The sequence below is a fragment of the Streptomyces sp. NBC_01476 genome (assembly GCF_036227265.1).
GTDB lineage: Bacteria > Actinomycetota > Actinomycetes > Streptomycetales > Streptomycetaceae > Actinacidiphila.
On the sequence record NZ_CP109446.1, the window covers coordinates 2,846,044 to 2,861,670 of the forward strand.

General features: G+C 73.5%; 15 protein-coding genes. 5 read left to right on the forward strand and 10 right to left on the reverse strand.

Annotated elements, in window-relative coordinates:
• Positions 1 to 24 precede the first annotated feature (24 nt).
• The 6 genes from OG552_RS12710 to OG552_RS12735 form a co-directional block, all read right to left on the reverse strand.
• Complete coding sequence (locus OG552_RS12710) at positions 25 to 603, reverse strand: Uma2 family endonuclease (RefSeq protein ID WP_329132319.1); 579 nt, start codon at positions 601 to 603, stop codon at positions 25 to 27.
• 64 nt (positions 604 to 667) lie between these two features.
• The gene (locus OG552_RS12715; protein WP_329132321.1) at positions 668 to 1,339 is read right to left on the reverse strand and encodes a class F sortase; all 672 of its coding nucleotides are present in this window, start codon (positions 1,337 to 1,339) and stop codon (positions 668 to 670) included.
• 6 nt (positions 1,340 to 1,345) lie between these two features.
• The gene (locus OG552_RS12720) at positions 1,346 to 1,978 is read right to left on the reverse strand and encodes a hypothetical protein (RefSeq protein ID WP_329132323.1); all 633 of its coding nucleotides are present in this window, start codon (positions 1,976 to 1,978) and stop codon (positions 1,346 to 1,348) included.
• Between the two features lie 141 nt (positions 1,979 to 2,119).
• Entirely contained in the window at positions 2,120 to 2,860 is a 741-nt protein-coding gene (locus OG552_RS12725) for an HAD-IIA family hydrolase (protein WP_443071161.1), read from the reverse strand.
• Positions 2,861 to 2,987: 127 nt separating this feature from the next.
• Positions 2,988 to 4,043, reverse strand: a complete 1,056-nt coding sequence (locus tag OG552_RS12730) for a hypothetical protein (protein WP_329132325.1) — start codon at positions 4,041 to 4,043, stop codon at positions 2,988 to 2,990.
• A gap of 531 nt (positions 4,044 to 4,574) precedes the next feature.
• Entirely contained in the window at positions 4,575 to 5,672 is a 1,098-nt protein-coding gene (locus OG552_RS12735) for an ROK family transcriptional regulator (protein ID WP_329140776.1), read from the reverse strand.
• A 146-nt stretch (positions 5,673 to 5,818) separates the two neighbouring features.
• Here OG552_RS12735 and OG552_RS12740 point away from each other — a divergent pair, with 146 nt between their 5' ends.
• Complete coding sequence (locus OG552_RS12740) at positions 5,819 to 6,901, forward strand: Gfo/Idh/MocA family oxidoreductase (protein ID WP_329132327.1); 1,083 nt, start codon at positions 5,819 to 5,821, stop codon at positions 6,899 to 6,901.
• Positions 6,898 to 7,413, forward strand: coding sequence for a heme-degrading domain-containing protein (locus tag OG552_RS12745; RefSeq protein WP_329132329.1), 516 nt, complete (start codon positions 6,898 to 6,900; stop codon positions 7,411 to 7,413). The genes OG552_RS12740 and OG552_RS12745 overlap by 4 nt, the downstream gene beginning before the upstream one ends.
• Before the next feature lie 113 nt (positions 7,414 to 7,526).
• On the opposite strand, the gene OG552_RS12750 is transcribed toward OG552_RS12745, so the two are convergent.
• Both OG552_RS12750 and OG552_RS12755 read right to left on the reverse strand, forming a co-directional pair.
• The gene (locus tag OG552_RS12750; protein WP_329132331.1) at positions 7,527 to 8,381 is read right to left on the reverse strand and encodes a fumarylacetoacetate hydrolase family protein; all 855 of its coding nucleotides are present in this window, start codon (positions 8,379 to 8,381) and stop codon (positions 7,527 to 7,529) included.
• A 134-nt stretch (positions 8,382 to 8,515) separates the two neighbouring features.
• Entirely contained in the window at positions 8,516 to 9,814 is a 1,299-nt protein-coding gene (locus OG552_RS12755) for a DUF445 domain-containing protein (RefSeq protein ID WP_443071162.1), read from the reverse strand.
• Between the two features lie 161 nt (positions 9,815 to 9,975).
• Here OG552_RS12755 and OG552_RS12760 point away from each other — a divergent pair, with 161 nt between their 5' ends.
• On the forward strand, positions 9,976 to 11,097 hold the full coding sequence (locus tag OG552_RS12760; protein WP_329132334.1) for an aminotransferase class V-fold PLP-dependent enzyme: 1,122 nt from the start codon (positions 9,976 to 9,978) through the stop codon (positions 11,095 to 11,097).
• Positions 11,098 to 11,105: 8 nt separating this feature from the next.
• Here OG552_RS12760 and OG552_RS12765 read toward each other — a convergent pair whose 3' ends face one another.
• The gene (locus OG552_RS12765; protein WP_329132336.1) at positions 11,106 to 12,374 is read right to left on the reverse strand and encodes an MFS transporter; all 1,269 of its coding nucleotides are present in this window, start codon (positions 12,372 to 12,374) and stop codon (positions 11,106 to 11,108) included.
• A gap of 54 nt (positions 12,375 to 12,428) precedes the next feature.
• Between OG552_RS12765 and OG552_RS12770 the strand changes: the two genes are divergently transcribed.
• Positions 12,429 to 13,253 carry a helix-turn-helix transcriptional regulator gene (locus OG552_RS12770; RefSeq protein WP_329132338.1) on the forward strand — a complete coding sequence of 275 codons (825 nt, stop codon included), beginning with the start codon at positions 12,429 to 12,431 and terminating at the stop codon, positions 13,251 to 13,253.
• 91 nt (positions 13,254 to 13,344) lie between these two features.
• A complete protein-coding gene (locus tag OG552_RS12775) occupies positions 13,345 to 14,499 on the forward strand; it encodes a N(5)-(carboxyethyl)ornithine synthase (RefSeq protein WP_329132340.1) in 1,155 nt (384 codons plus the stop codon).
• A gap of 113 nt (positions 14,500 to 14,612) precedes the next feature.
• Here OG552_RS12775 and OG552_RS12780 read toward each other — a convergent pair whose 3' ends face one another.
• Positions 14,613 to 15,620 carry an ABC transporter ATP-binding protein gene (locus OG552_RS12780; RefSeq protein ID WP_329132342.1) on the reverse strand — a complete coding sequence of 336 codons (1,008 nt, stop codon included), beginning with the start codon at positions 15,618 to 15,620 and terminating at the stop codon, positions 14,613 to 14,615.
• Positions 15,621 to 15,627 lie beyond the last annotated feature (7 nt).

Consider the following 15,627-nt stretch of genomic DNA (forward strand, 5'->3'; position numbering starts at 1 on the left):
CCCCTGCCCGGGGGGTGCGACCGGTCAGGGGGCCCAGGTCTTGAGGAGCCCGGTGTCCAGGGTCATGCCGACCGGCTGGGGGAGTTCGACGGGCTTTCCGAACTGGTGACGCTCACGGAAGCTGTACACGCCGTCTTCCGGCCTGCTGTAGACGACGACCTCGCCGGCGTCCCGGTCGATCAGCAGGTACACCGGAATGCCGGTCCGGGCGTAGGCCCGCGGCTTGTCATGGCGGTCCCGCCGGTCGGTGTCGCGGTCGTACGAGGTGACCTCGACGGTCATCAGGACCTGGTCGGGGTCCGACCACTGGCCGTCACCGACGAAGCTGCCTTGGGGTGCCAGAGTGCCGTCCGGCTTGGCGTGGCCCTGACCAGAGATCTCCACCTTCAGCCCGCGTTCCGGATAGAGCCACAGGTCGGGGCGCTGCTGCATGCACTGCTGCGTCACCCAGCGGATGATCTCGTCGTGGACCCCGTCCGGCACCGCCTTGACCCCCAGCCTTCCGAAAATGAACTCCAGCCGGACGTCCAGGGTTTCGGCGGTGGCGGCGAGTTGCTCGAACGCCTCGGGCAGCATTTGCGGCCGATCCTCGATCGCGGTCATGGAACCCCTCCGTTCTCCGTCCGGGCAGGTCAAACCGGCATCCGCACTCTAGCCGTCACGGGCTTCACACCGGGTGGGAGCCGGTGAGGGCGGCGTAGACGACGACGTTGGCGGAGTAGGACTGGGCGGTGCGGTCGAAGGAGCCGCCGCAGGTGATGAGGCGGAGTTCGGGGCGGCCGGTGGAGCCGTAGACGCGGGTGGCGTCGAAGTGGTCCTTCTCGACGACCTCGACCGCCTCGACGGAGAACTCGGCCACCGTGCCGTCGGCGCGGGTCACATCGACCAGCGCGCCGGGCTTGACGGTGCTCAGGCCGTAGAAGACGGCGGCCCTGGTCTTGGTGTCGACATGGCCGACGATGAGGGCGGCGCCGTCCGCGCCGGGGGACGGGCCGTCGCGGTACCAGCCGGCCACCTCCGGGGTGTCGTACGGCGGCGGCTCGATCGTGCCGTCGGTGAGCCCGCGGCCCACCAGATCGGCGTGCACGCCGATGGAGGAGATGTCGAGGTGCCGCGGCACGGCGGCGGGCAGCGGCTCGTGCGGGGCGTAGATCCGCGGCGGGTGGTCGCCGGCCGCGGCGGCCATCGCGCGGGGGGCGGCGGACGGTGCGCCGCCGCCCCCGTCGTGACCGACCAGCCAGGCCGCCAGCAGGAGCAGCCCGACCGCGAAGGCCGTCCACTTCCGGCCGACCGTACCGGCCCCTGCCTCGGTACCGGTCTCCGTCGCCCCTTCGATCATCGCCGGTCAGCCGCGGGACGCGCTGCGCCGCCGGTGGATGACCAGGCCGGCCAGGCCGGCCGCCGCGAAACCGCCGGTGACCAGCAGCGGGCCGGTGCTGGTGCCCGAGGCGGTCGGACCGGCCGCGAGCTGCGCGGTGCCGCCGCCACCGGCCGGCACCGGCTTGACCGGGGTCAGCGGGGAGTCCGGCACGGAGGGTACGCCGCCCGCGGTGACCGTGATGGACGCCTGCGCGGAGCTGGTCACGCCGTCGCACTCGACGGAGATCGCGTACGAGCCGTCGACCGCGTCGGACTTGATGAAGGCGCTGCCCTCCAGCCCGCGGCCGTCACCGGCCGGCGCCAGCGTCACGGTGTCGACGAAGACCTCGGCGCTGGCCTTGGCCTTCTGCCCGGCCTTGCAGGAGGTCTCCAGGTGCAGGGTCACCACGCCACCGGGCGCGACGGTCCGCGGATTCACATCCATCGAGCCCGAGGACGCCGAACTCGACGACGAACTGCTCGAACTGCTGCTGCTGGAGCTGCTCGATCCCCCGCCGCCCTCGTCGGCGACAGCCTGCTTGGGTGCGGACATCCCGCCGACGGCGAGAACGGTCGCGACGCCGGCAGCGGCGATGGCAGGAACTTTCAGACCAAACATGGAGAACCTCCGCTCGGCCGGGAGCGGGGACCGCGCCCGGTGCTTACGAAGATTCCGCCGGCCACCGCCGCCCGCACCCCGGGCGGCGGCTCACTGGCCCATCGGGGTGAGCGGCGGTATACCCACGGTGACGCCCGGGGGTCAGATCTCGGCGACCAGATCCGCGATCGAATCGACCACGTGCGAGGGCCGGAAGGGGTAGCGGTCGATGTCCGAACGGCTGGTCAGGCCGGTGAGCACCAGGTACGTCAGCATGCCGGACTCCAGGCCGGCCAGGACGTCGGTGTCCATCCGGTCGCCGATCATCGCGCTGGTCTCGGAGTGCGCGCCGATCGCGTTCAGCCCGGCCCGCATCATCAGCGGGTTCGGCTTGCCGATGAAGTACGGCTCCTTGCCGGTCGCCTTGGTGATCAGCGCGGCCACCGACCCGGCGGCGGGCAGCACGCCCTGCGGCGAGGGGCCGGTCTGGTCGGGGTTGGTGCACAGGAAGCGGGCGCCGTCGTTGATCAGCCGGATCGCCTTGGTCAGCGCCTCGAAGGAGTATGTGCGGGTCTCCCCGAGGACGACGTAGTCCGGCTCCGAGTCGGTGAGGACGTAGCCGACGTCGTGCAGCGCGGTGGTCAGGCCGGCCTCGCCGATCACATAGGCGGTGCCGCCTGGCCGCTGGTCGTCCAGGAATTTGGCGGTGGCCAGCGCGGAGGTCCAGATGTTCGCGACGGGCACGTCAAGGCCCATCCGGGTCAGCCGGGCGTGCAGGTCACGCGGGGTGTAGATGGAGTTGTTGGTGAGCACCAGGAAGGGCTTGCCCGACTCCTTGAGGCCCTTGAGGAAGGCGTCGGCGCCCGGAACGGGGGTGCCTTCATGGATCAGCACTCCGTCCATGTCGGTGAGCCACGACTCGATGTGCCTGCGTGTCGACACGGATGAGCTCTCCTGTTCCCGGGGGTTCCGTCTTGCGGTTTCCCAGCGTAGCCGGGCAGGGCGCCCGGGCAGGCCCGGGTCCTCGGGGTCAGTGGGTGACGCGGGTGCGCCATTCGAAGAACGGGACCAGCGGGGACCTTTCGTCGAGGTACTGCCAGGGCGTCTCGGTCGCCCGGGTCCCCAGCGCGCGGAAGAGCGGGCGCGCGGCGGCGTAGTCGCCGGCCAGCGAGAACGCCATCGCGAAGGTGTTGAAGGACAGGGTCCAGTCACGGTGGCGTACGAAGGCCGGGTGGTAGACCGAGCGGGCGGCGGCGTCGTGCAGGGCGGTGAGTACGGCGGGGCCGCCGAGGTAGGCCGACAGCGGGTCAGCGCCGAGCGCGAGCCACTTCTCCAGGTGGGCCAGGGCGACGAGTTCGCCCAGCGGGCTGCCGCCGGGGGCGGCGAGCATCGCCTCCCGGGCGAAGGCGAGCATCTCCTCCTCGGAGCCGCCCCACTTCGGGGCGAGCTGCCGCAGGTGTTCGCGGTGTGCGGCGGCGTGGCCGGGGGCGCGGCGCAGGGTCTCCTCGAACCGGTGCCGCGCGGTCTCGGGGCCGAGTTCCAGGCCGCGGCCGCTGATCTGGAGGAAGTAGCGGGGTGTGGCCCAGGAGGGTGCGAGCCGGGCCGCTTCGGAGAGGTGTTCCTCCGCGGTCGCCAGCCGGGCGCGGAAGAGGTTCCGCTGCTCCTCGGAGACGTGCGGGGCGTCGGGGCCGCCGCGGGCGTGCCAGGCCCATCCGATGTGCCGGGCGCCGGAGGCCAGCAGCGGGAGGGGGTCGCCGGGGGCGGCGGCGATCACCTCGCCGATCCAGCGTTCCAGGCCGGCGGCGGTCTGCAGAGCCTCGGTGAGGAAGGTGAGGTCTTCGGGGGCGTGCTCGGGGGCGGGGGTGGGGGCCGGGGTGGGGGCCTGCGCGGGGGCCTGCGCGGCGGCGGCGAGGTGGGGGCGGATGGCGGGCCACGCGGTGGGGCCCTCGGTGGCGGCGGCGCGGATTTCTTTGAGGCGGGGGTCGCCGAAGGAGGGGTCGATCTCGGGGTGGTGGCGCTTGCGTCGCCACAGGAACGTCTGGCCTTCGGCCCGGCGGACGGTGGTGAGGCGGGTGTGCCACGGCATGCGGGGCCCTTCGGGGGTGACCGGGTGGGGGGTGGTGGGGCAAGTCTCCCACCGGTCCCCTGCGGGGTGCTGAGCCCCGGGGTCCTCCGCGGTTCCCCTGCGGGGTGCTGAACCCCCGGGTCCCCCGGCCCCATGCGGTCCCTGCCCGGCCGCGCGCCCGTGGCCGCTTCTCGCGCAGTTCCCCGCGCCCCTGCAAAACCTCGGGCCGGCGCCCTCCGCCCCATGCGGTCCCCGCCCGGCCGCGCGCCGGTGGCCGCTTCTCGCGCAGTTCCCCGCGCCCCTGCAAAACCTCGGGCCGGCGCCCTCCGCCGTCGGGCGGTACGCGGTCGGCCAACCCGCCGTGGGGGTTCCCGCGCAGTTCCCCGAGCCCCTGCAAAACCTCGGGCCACCGCCCTCCGCCGTCGGGCGGTACGCGGTCGGCCAACCCGCCGCGGGGGTTCCCGCGCAGTTCCCCGCGCCCCTAAAGACGGCCTCCTCCGGTCGACCCGCCGCCGGGTTCCGGCGGCCCAAAGGCACGGCCTCCGCCGGGGGTCAGAGGGTGGCGGTGGTGAAGAGGGGGGTGAGGGCGAGGAGGGCGGCGCCGTGGGGGGTGGAGAGGAGGGGCGCGGTGGTGACGGGGGTGGGGTGGCCGTGGGCGGTGAGGGTGGTGGCGACCTCGTGGCGGAAGAGGTCGGGGGAGGCGAGGGGGGTGCGGCCGCCGAGGACGACGCGGTCGATGTCGAGGAGGGCCACGAGGTTGGCCGCGCCGACGCCGAGGAGGCGGGCGGCGCCCGCCTCGTCACCGCGGCGGACCGCCGCCAGGCAGAGCGCCTCCAGGCAGCCCCGGTTGCCGCACGCGCAGCGCGGACCGCCCAGCTCCACCACCTGGTGCCCGAACTCCCCCGCCCCGGTCCGCCCCCCGCGGTACACCGCCCCGCCGAGGACGAGCGCGGCCCCGAGCCCCGTACCGAGGTGCAGGTACGCGAAGGACCCGGCGGGCCCCGGCACCGCCAGCAGCGCCAGGGCGGCCGTGTTCGTGTTCTTGTCCACCGCGACCGGCACGCCGAGCCGCGCGGTCAGTTCCTCGCCCAGACGCGTACCCGCCCAGTGCGGGTAGCCGGTGATCCGGTGCAGCGTGCCGGTGGCGTGGTCCAGCGGCCCGCGCATCCCGACGCCGATGCCGAGCACCGGCCGGGGCCCGGCCAGCAGCACCGTACGCAGTTCGGCGGCGATCGCGGCCAGCGCGTCCGGGACCGGCCGGCCGAGGTCGAGCGGGACGGACCGGGCGGCGAGCGTACGGCCTGCCAGGTCGGTGCGGACCACCGTCAGCGTCTCCCCGTCCAGGTGCGCCCCCAGCGCGTGCCGCGCGTCCGCGGCGAGCCGCAGCCCGGTGGACGGCTTGCCGCCGGTCGACGCACGGCGCCCCGCCTCCTCGACGAGCCCCGCCGCCATCAGCCGGGCGGTGATCTTGCTGACCGCCTGCGGGGTGAGCCCGGTCCGCCCGGCCAGCTCGGTCCGGCTCAGGCCGCCGTCCCCGCCGGCCGCGGCGGTCCGCAGCAGGTCCAGCACGAGCGCCGCATTGTGACTGCGCAGAGCGGGCAGGTTAGCCCCAGCGGGTCCCGGCCCTCCGATCCGGCCCCCGGCCGGGATCGCGGGAGCGGGCGGAGCGAGCGGAGCAGGCGGAGCAGGCGCAGCGGCCGGGGCGGCCCCGGCGGACGGCGTGGCGGGCAGCGGGTTCACCGTCCCATTGTCTCTCCCGCTTGCACTTCGGCAACACTGTTGCAAAAGTAGGCCGTATGAGCAGCCAGGACAGCCCCGCCACGGAACCCGCCCCCTTCCGCGTCGCCCTCGTCGGTTACGGCCCGTCGGGGTCCTTCTTCCACGCCCCTCTGATCGCCGCCACCCCCGGCCTGGTCCTGGACACCGTCGTGACCGGGAACGACGACCGCCGCAAGCAGGCCCTCGCCGAGCACCCGGGCGTGCGGTTCGCCGCCACCGCGGACGAACTCTGGGGCCGGGCGGCGGAATTGGACCTGGTCGTGCTGGCGTCGCCGAACCGCACCCATGTGCCGCTGGCCACCGCCGCGCTGCGGGCCGGGCTGCCGGTGGTGGTGGACAAGCCGGTCGCCGGGACCGCCGCCGAGGCCCGCGAACTGGCCCGTCTCGCCGCCGCGCAGGACCTGCTGCTCACCGTCTTCCAGAACCGCCGCTGGGACAGCGACTTCCTGACCCTCCAGGGGCTGATCCGCGACCGCAGGCTCGGCGAGGTCCACCGCTTCGAGTCGCGCTTCGAGCGCTGGCGCCCGCAGCCCAAGGGCGGCTGGCGGGAGTCCGGCGACCCGGCCGAGATCGGCGGGCTGCTCTACGACCTCGGCAGCCACCTCGTCGACCAGGCGCTCGCCCTCTTCGGCCCGGCCCAGCTGGTCTACGCCGAGTCCGACGTGCGGCGGCCCGGCGCCGCGGCCGACGACGACAGCTTCATCGCGATCACCCACACCAACGGCGTCCGCTCCCACCTGTGGATGAGCTCGACCGCTCCTCGCCTCGGCCCGCGTTTCCGGGTGCTGGGCAGCACCGCCGGCTACGTCACCTACGGCCTCGACCCGCAGGAGGGCGCGCTGCGCGAGGGGCTGCGGCCCGGTGAGGGCATCGCCTGGGGCGCCGAGCCCGAGTCCTCCTGGGGCACCCTCGGCACCGACGAGAACGCCCGGCCCGTACCGTCCGTCCCCGGCGACTACCCCGCCTTCTACGCGGCCGTCGCCTCGGCCCTGCGCGAGGGCACCGAACCTCCGGTCACCGCCCTGGAGGCCGCCGCCGCGCTCGAAGTCATCGAGGCCGCGCGCCTCGCCGCCCGCACCGGACAGGTGGTCCAGCTATGAGTGACGCCACGACCCCCACCCCGCTCGCCTCTCTCGCCGATCTGTCCGAACTCGCCGAGCAGGAAAGGACCCTGGTCCTTCCGCGCTTCACGCACGACGACGCCTGGCGGCTCGGCTGCCTGCTGGTGGAGATGGCCAGGGAACAGCAGGCGGCCGTCACCGTCTCGGTGCGGCGCGGCACCCAGCGGCTCTTCCACTGCGCGCTGGAGGGCACCACCGCCGACAACGACGCCTGGCTGGAGCGCAAGGCGCGGGTGGTCGAGCGGTACGGGGCCAGCTCGCTCATGATCGGCGAGCGCTTCCGGGCCAAGGGCAGCACCTTCGAGGAGTCCTCGCGGCTCGACCCTGACCTCTACGCGGCGCACGGCGGCGCCTTCCCGCTGCGGGTGACCGGCGCCGGGGTGGTGGGCGTGGCCGGCGTCTCCGGCCTGCCCCAACTGGAGGACCACGCACTGGTGGTGGCCGGCCTGACACGTTTCCTCGAAGACGTCAGGACGTCCTGGCACACCTGAGCCGCCGGCAACTGGCAGCGGCCGGCGGCTCACGCCGGGAACCGGCAGCCGGCCGCCGACGGCACCCGGCAGGCCGCCCGCGACATCCGCGGGCGGCCCCAACCCCCCGGCGGTCAGGCCGACTTGAGCTCCTGCCGCTGCCGCCCGAGGCCCTCGATGGTCAGCTCCACCACGTCACCGGCCCGCAGATACGGCTTCGGCTCCGGCTGCCCCAGCGCCACCCCGGCCGGCGTACCGGTGTTGATCACGTCCCCGGGATAGAGCGTCATGAACTGGCTGAGGTAGCGCACCACTTCGGCCACCGGGAAGATCTGGCTCGCGGTGTTGCCGTCCTGCTTCAGCTCACCGTTGACCCAGAGCTTGAGCGGCAGCGCCTGCGGGTCGGCGATCTCGTCCGCGGTGACCAGCCACGGGCCCAGCGGGTTGAAGGTCTCGCAGTTCTTCCCCTTGTCCCACTGCCCGCCGCGCTCGATCTGGAACTCCCGCTCGGAGACGTCGTGCGCGACCGCGTAGCCCGCGACGGCCGCCAGCGCCTCCTCGTGCGAGGCCGCGTACCGCAGCTCCCGGCCGATGACGACGGCGAGTTCGACCTCCCAGTCGGTCTTCACGCTGTTCCGCGGCACCAGCACGGTGTCGTCAGGGCCGACCACGGTGTCCGGCGCCTTCATGAAGACCACCGGCTCACTCGGCGGCTGGGCGCCGGTCTCGGTGGCGTGGTCGTGGTAGTTGAGCCCGATGCAGACGATCTTGCCGATCCGGGCCAGCGGCGGGCCGACCCGCAGCGAGGCGTCCAGGGCCGGCAGCGAGCCGTCCGCCCCGGCCGCCGCGATCCGCTCCAGCGCCGCCCCGTCGGCGAGCAGCGCGCCGTCGATGTCCGGTACGAGGCCGCTCAGGTCCCGCAGCACGCCCTCGTGGTCCAGCAGAGCCGGGCGCTCCGCCCCGGCGGGTCCGACACGCAGCAGCTTCACAGTGGTACTCCGTCGTACGAGATCATCGGATGTCTTGTCCGATCCTCCGATTTCCCGCACCGCTCGCGCAAGCCCCGCTCAGCACGTGGACGGCTCCGCCCCGCCCTGCGCCGCCCAGAGATCGGACCAGCCGGTCAGCCGCCGGCCGCCTGCGAGACCGCGTAGATGACCAGGCCGGCCAGGGCGCCGACCACCGTGCCGTTGATCCGGATGAACTGCAGGTCCCGCCCGACGTGCGCCTCGATCTTCCGCGAGGTCTGTTCGGCGTCCCAGCCCGCCACCGTCTCGCTGATCAGCGAGGTGATCTCGTCCCGGTACGTGGTCACGAGATAGGTGGCCGCGTCCTCCAGCCAGCTGTCCACCTTCGCCTGCAGGCGGGCGTCGGTGGTCAGCCGGCCGCCCAGCGACAGCAGCGACGCCCGGGCCCGCAGCCGCAGTTCGCTCTGCTCGTCCTCCGCGGCGGCCACCATCATGCCGCGTACCGCGCCCCACACCGACGCGATCAGGTCCTGCACCTCGCCGCGGGCCAGCAGGTCCTTCTTCAGCCGCTCCACCCGCTCCCGGGTGTCCGGGTCGGTCTGCAGCTCCACCGCGAAGTCACCGAGGAAACGGTCCACCGCGCCCCGGGCCGGGTGCTCGGGCGAGTCCCGCATCTCGGTGACGAACCGCAGCAGCTCCTTGTAGACCCGCTCGCCGACCTTCCGGTCCACGAATCTCGGCGTCCACCCGGGAGCACCGTCCTGCACCGCACCCATCACCGAATCGCCGTGCTCCACCAGCCAGTCGTGGGCCCGCACGCACACCAGGTCCACCACCCGGCGGTGGCCGCCGTCGGCGACGATCCGCTCCAGCATCTTGCCGAGCCCCGGCCCCACCTCCTGCGCCTCGGCCCGCCGGGTGATCGCCTCGCTCACCACCGCCTGCACATCGGAGTCCCGCAGCACGGTCAGGGCGCCGCGCAGCGTGGCCGCCGCCTGCTCGGTGACCTTGTCGGCGTTGGCCGGCTCGGCCACCCAGCCGCCGAGCCGGGACCCGATGCCGACCGCCCGCAGCCGGGTGCGTACGACCGCGGCCGACAGGAAGTTCTCGCCGACGAAGTCCCCGAGGCTCGCCCCCAGCGCGTCCTTCTTCGTCGGAATGATCGCCGTGTGCGGGATCGGCAGCCCGAGCGGGTGCCGGAAGAGCGCGGTCACCGCGAACCAGTCCGCCAGCGCGCCCACCATCCCGGCTTCCGCGGCGGCGGCCACGTACCCCGGCCAGCCGCCGGAGCCGAGCCACTTCGCCAGTACGTACACCACCGTCGCCACCAGCAGGAACCCGGCGGCGATCAGCTTCATCCGCCGGACGCCGCGCCACCGTACGGCGTCGGCGTCGGCTGCCTCCCCCGGTCGGTCGGCCGGTCCGGTCGTTCTCGCCGCGTCCTTGTGCTCCACGTGCTCCACGTGCGTATTCTCACCGCCCTTGCCGCTGTTGAACGTACGAAGTGCCCCCGGCGCCTCCCGGTGTCGCCCACCTCACCCGCCGCCCGGCGGCCGGGGCCAGGTCGTTTACCCTCGCGGAAGCCCCCAGCGGACCACGGAAGGACCCCTCACCCATGCGCACCGACGGCCTGCCCGGTTACGCGGACCACTTCCAGGCACCCGAGGGCTATCTGGACTACGCCCGCTACGGGCCGCCGTCCACCGATGTGCTCACCGCCACCGCCGGGGCGCTGGAGCGGTCCGCGCGGGCAAGCCATGACACCGTCAACGAGCTGATGCGGGCCGAGCAGAGCGCCCGGGAGGCCGCCGCCCGGCTGGCCGGGGTGTCCGCCGACCACACGGTGCTGCTCCCCAACGCCTCCACTGGCCTCTTCCACGCCGCCTTCGGCATTCCGGCCGGCACCGTTCTGGTGCCGGCCACCGACTTCCCGGCGAACCACTACCCCTGGCGGCGTACCGCGGCGCTCGGCCGGGCGGTCCCACGCTGGCTGGCCCCCGGTCCGGCCGGCCGGGTCACCGCCGACCTGGTCCGCGCCGCCCTCACCGACGACGTGGTGGCGCTCGCGGTCAGCGCGGTGGACTTCCGGACCGGCTACCGCGCCGACCTCGCCGCGCTGCGCGAGGTGATCGGCCCTGACCGGCTGCTCATCGTGGACGCGATCCAGGGGTTCGGGGTCGCCGACCTGCCGTGGCAGGCGGCGGACGTGGTGGTGGCCGGCGGCCAGAAGTGGCTGCGCGCCAGCTGGTCCACCGGTTTCGCGGCCCTGTCCGACCTGGCCCTTCAGCGCCTCGAACCCACCCTCACCGGCTGGACCGGCGTCGAGGACGTGGCCGGCTTCGACGACGTCGAGCACCCGCCGGCGGCCGGCGCCCAGCGCTGGTCGATCACCAACCTCAGCCCGGTGGCCGCGGCGGCGTTCGCCGCGGCGCTGCGGATCGTGGAGCAGGCCACCGTGCCGGCCATCGAGGCGCACGTCGCCGCCCGCGTCGGGCAGCTGATCGACACCGTCCGCGGCTGCGGCGGCGAGGTCCTCTCGCCCACCGCCCCCGCGGAACGAGCCGGCATCCTCTCCTTCACCCTCCCGGGCACCGACCCGGCCACCGTCGCCAAAGCCCTGCACGGCCACGAGGTCACCCCCACCCTCCGCGCCACCTCGCTGCGGCTCTCCCCCCACGCCTCCACCCCCCTCGCCGCCGTCGACCGCGTCCACGCGGCCCTCACCTCGCTGCGCTGACCCGGCCGCTACCCGCCGGTGGTGTACTGCCAGAACGGCCGCACCGCGAGAGCCCCGGCGATCACCAGGCCGATACAGAGCACGGAACTGCCCGACCACGCGATGCCGAGCGTGGTCGTCGCCGCCATGGCTCCCGCGCGCAGGTCGCCGAGGCGGGGGCCGCCGGAGACGACGACGGTGAAGACGCCCTGCATGCGGCCGCGCATCTCGTCGGGGGCGTACGTCTGCAGGATCGTCTGCCGGTAGACGGCACTCACCAGGTCGGCGGCGCCGGCCAGGGCGAGCAGGACCACCGCGAGCCAGAGCGCGCGGGCGAAGCCGGCCAGGGTGATGGCGCTCGCCCAGCCGACCACCGCGCAGGTGAGCGCGACGCCCTGGCGCCGCACTCTGCCGATCCACCCGCTGGCGAGACCGGCCAGCACCGACCCGATGGCGACCGCCGAGTACAGCAGGCCGATGCCGCCGTGGAAGCGGGTCTCGGCGGCCTGCGGGAAGAGGGCGTTCGGCATGGCCAGCACCATGGCCGCGATGTCCACCGCGAAGGACATCATGAGCACCGGATTGCCGCCGATGAAACGGAGTCCGTCGAGCACCGCGAGCATGCCCGACCTGGCCGCGGCGCCCGCCGGTCTGATGGCGGGGAGGCGGAAGGTGGAGTAGAGCGAGGCGGTGAAGAGCAGCGCGTCGGCGCCGTAGGCATAGGCGAACCCGTGCGGGAGACCCACCAGGATCCCGGCGAGGAGCGGCCCGAGGATCTGGCCGACATTGCTGACCGTGAAGCTCAGCGTGTTCGCGGCGGGGACCAGCTCGGGCGGCACGATACGGGGGATGATCGCGCCGCGGGTCGAGGAGGAGATGGCGAAGCCGGCCCCCTGGACCGCGACGAGCACCAGGACGAGCGCCACCGACCTCAGGTTCAGGAGGGTCTGGGCGAGCAGGACGACCGTCACCACCCAGGTCACCACGGACGACCACAGGCACAGCAGGCGGCGGTCGACCACGTCGGCGACCGCGCCGCCGTACAGGCCGAAGACCACGATCGGCACGAAGCCGGCGAGGCCGGCCAGGCCCACGTAGAGCGACGAGTGCGACAGGGAGAAGATCTGCACCGGGATGGTGACCTCGGTGACCATCGTGCCGATCAGTGAGGCACCCTGCCCGGCGAGCACCCGCCGGTAGGCCGGGACGGCCAGCGGGCGGGTGTCGACGGCCGCCCGGCGCAGCCGGCCCGCGACGCCGGCCGGAGGGCCTGGCGGTTCGTCGATCGACGTGGTCATGGCGCCACGCTGTCATGCGCACCCACCGTCGCACTTCCGTTAATCTGCCTGATTGTGTCGCAGAACAGCCAGCCGGACCTTCGCCGGCCGGACGCACCCGCCCGCACCCGTGATCACGTCGCCGGCGAGGTCATCGGCCGCCACCAGCACGACTACCACCAGCTCATCTATGTCAGCACCGGCGTGCTCGCCGTCCAGACCGAGGAGGGCGCCTGGGTCGCCTCTGCCGACCGCGCGGTCTGGACGCCGGCCGGCATGTGGCACGAGCACCGCGTCTACGGGCAGAGTTCGGTCCACACCGTCGGCTTCCCGGCCGGCGACTCCCAGGGCGGCGGCTCCCCAGCGGGCGGCTCCCCGGGCGGCGGCTCCCCGCTCCCGGGCGGCTCGCCGACCATCGTGGCGGTCGACGGCCTGCTGCGTGAACTCCTGATCGCCTGCACCGAACCCGGTCTGCCGGGGCCTGAGTCCGAGCGGCTGCGGGCGGTTCTCAACGACCGGCTGCGGCGCGCCCATGTGCAGCCCCTGACGCTGCCCACCGCCCACGACCCGCGGCTGGCGCACGCCTGCCGCCTGGTCGTCGACGACCTGAGCCGGCCCAGGAGTGTGAGCTGGCTGTCGCGCCGGGCCGGTGTCGGCGAGCGGACCCTCACGCGCCTCTTCCGCACCGAGTTCGGCACGACCTATCCCCAGTGGCGCACCACCACCCGGGTCTTCCACGCGATGATCCTGCTCGCCGAGGGGGCCACCGTCACCGAGGCGGCCCGCCGTTGCGGCTGGGCCACGACCAGCGCCTTCATCGACACCTTCGCCCGCACCATGGGCCGCACCCCCGGGGCGTACCGGGCCGCGGCGAACCGGACAGGTCCCGCCGGACCGTAGGCCGGCCGGGCCAGGCCCGCGCCCCCCGGGCGGCAGGGGCGGGTCGGCGCGGGCAGGGGTGTGTTAGACAGGGAGTAACCAAAGGGGTATTTTGCAGCAGCTCAAGCTCGGCATCATGTCGCAGACCCGCAAAGAGAACGAGCACCGTCTGCCGATCCACCCAGCGCACTTCGAGCGCGTCGACGCGGACCTCCAGCCCAGCATCTATCTGCAGACCGGGTACGGCGAGCACTTCGGTGTGCCGGACAGCCGGCTCGCGCCGATGGTCGCCGGTTTCCGTACCCGCGAAGAACTGATCGCGGAGTGCGACGTCATCCTGCTGGCCAAACCGCTGGCCGAGGACGTGGCGGAACTGCGGGAGGGGCAGGTGCTGTGGGGGTGGCCGCACTGCGTGCAGGACGAGAAGGTCACGCAGGCCGCCATCGACCGCAGGCTCACCGTGATCGCCTTCGAGGCGATGAACCACTGGACCCGCGAGGGTGCGTTCAGTCTGCACGTCTTCCACAAGAACAACGAACTGGCCGGTTACTCCTCGGTGCTGCACGCCATGCAGCTGACGGGGGCGACCGGTGACTACGGGCGCCGCCGGCGGGCCGTCGTGATCGGCTTCGGCGCGACCGCCCGCGGCGCGGTCACCGCGCTCAGCGCGCTGGGCGTGCACGACGTGGACGTGCTGACCGCCCGCGGCGTCACCGCGGTCAGCTCACCGATCCACTCCGCGCGGATCGTGCACTTCGACCACGACGCGGCGGACGACACCCTCGACCCGCGCCGCAGCGTCGCGCTCACCGAGGACGGGCCGGAGCCGCTGGCCGACTTCCTCGCCGGGCACGACATCATCGTCAACTGCGTGCTCCAGGACACCGCGGCGCCGCTGATGTTCCTGATAGCGGACGACCTGCCGAAGCTCGCCCGCGGCACCCTCGTGATCGACGTCTCCTGCGACGAGGGCATGGGCTTCGCCTGGGCCCGGCCCACCACCTTCAACGACCCGATGTTCACCGTCGGCGACCAGGTCCACTACTACGGCGTGGACCACAGCCCGTCCTATCTGTGGGACGCGGCCACCTGGGAGAACAGCGAGGCCCTGATCCCCTTCCTGCGGCCCGTCCTGGCGGGTGAGCAAGGCTGGGACGGCGACGACACCATCCGCCGCGCGATCGAGATCCGCGGCGGCACCGTCCAGAACCCGGCGGTCCTGGCCTTCCAGCACCGCGCCGAGCAGTACCCGCACGAACTGCTCTGAGCACCCCCGCCCGGCCGGCGGCCCCCACCAGGAACGCCACCGCCCGGCCGGGCACCACGATCCGACTCACCCGTGGCCACGTGCCGTGCCGGCCGGACCCGGGCGGCGCGCGGTCAGCTGGTGCCGCCGTACATTCGGGCGATCACGTCCTCGATCGCGGGTTCCCGTACCGAGAGGTCCACCAGCGGGTGGCCGGCGGCGACCGCCGCGACCAGGGGGGCCGCGCTGGCCGCCGCCGGGAAGGCGAGCCACTGGCGGGGGCCCTCGACACGGACGCAGCGGGCGCCCGGGACGTCGACCGGCGGCAGTTCGTACGCGAAGTCCACCACCAGGGTGCGTTCGCTGTCGCCGACCGCGTGCAGCCCGCCGAGGTCGCCGTCGTACATCACCCGGCCGTGGTCGATCACCATCACCCGGCGGCAGAGGGTCTCGATGTCGGTGAGGTCGTGGGTGGTGAGCAGGATCGTGGTGCCGTGGTCGGCGTTGAAGTCGCGCAGGAAGTCCCGCACCCGGGCCTTGCTGACCACGTCGAGACCGATGGTGGGCTCGTCCAGGTACAGCACCTCGGGGTCGTGCAGCAGCGCCGCCGCGATGTCCCCGCGCATCCGCTGGCCGAGCGAGAGCTGGCGTACCGGCACGTCCAGCAGGGGCCCGAGGTCGAGGAGTTCGACGCAGGCGGCCAGATTCGCGGTGTACCGCGCGTCCGCGATCCGGTACATGCGGCGCACCAGCTCGTACGAGTCGCGCAGCGGCAAATCCCACCACAACGTGGTGCGCTGGCCGAAGACGACCCCGATCCGGCGGGCCAGGCGGGCGCGTTCGCGGGTGGGGTCGATGCCGCAGACCCGGATCCGGCCGGCGCTGGGGCTGAGGATGCCGGTGAGCATCTTGATGGTGGTGGACTTGCCCGCGCCGTTCGGGCCGATGTAGCCGACGATCTCACCGCGCGGCACGCTGAAGGAGATGCCGTCGACGGCGCGCACCTGGTGCCGTTCGCGGCGCAGCCGGCCGGCCTTGCGGCGGACGTCGAACACCTTCTGCACACCGTCGAGTTCGATCACCGGCTCCTGCGGCCCGCGGCCGGACCGCGGTGGGGGTACGGATACCGGTCCGTCGTTCATCGCACAC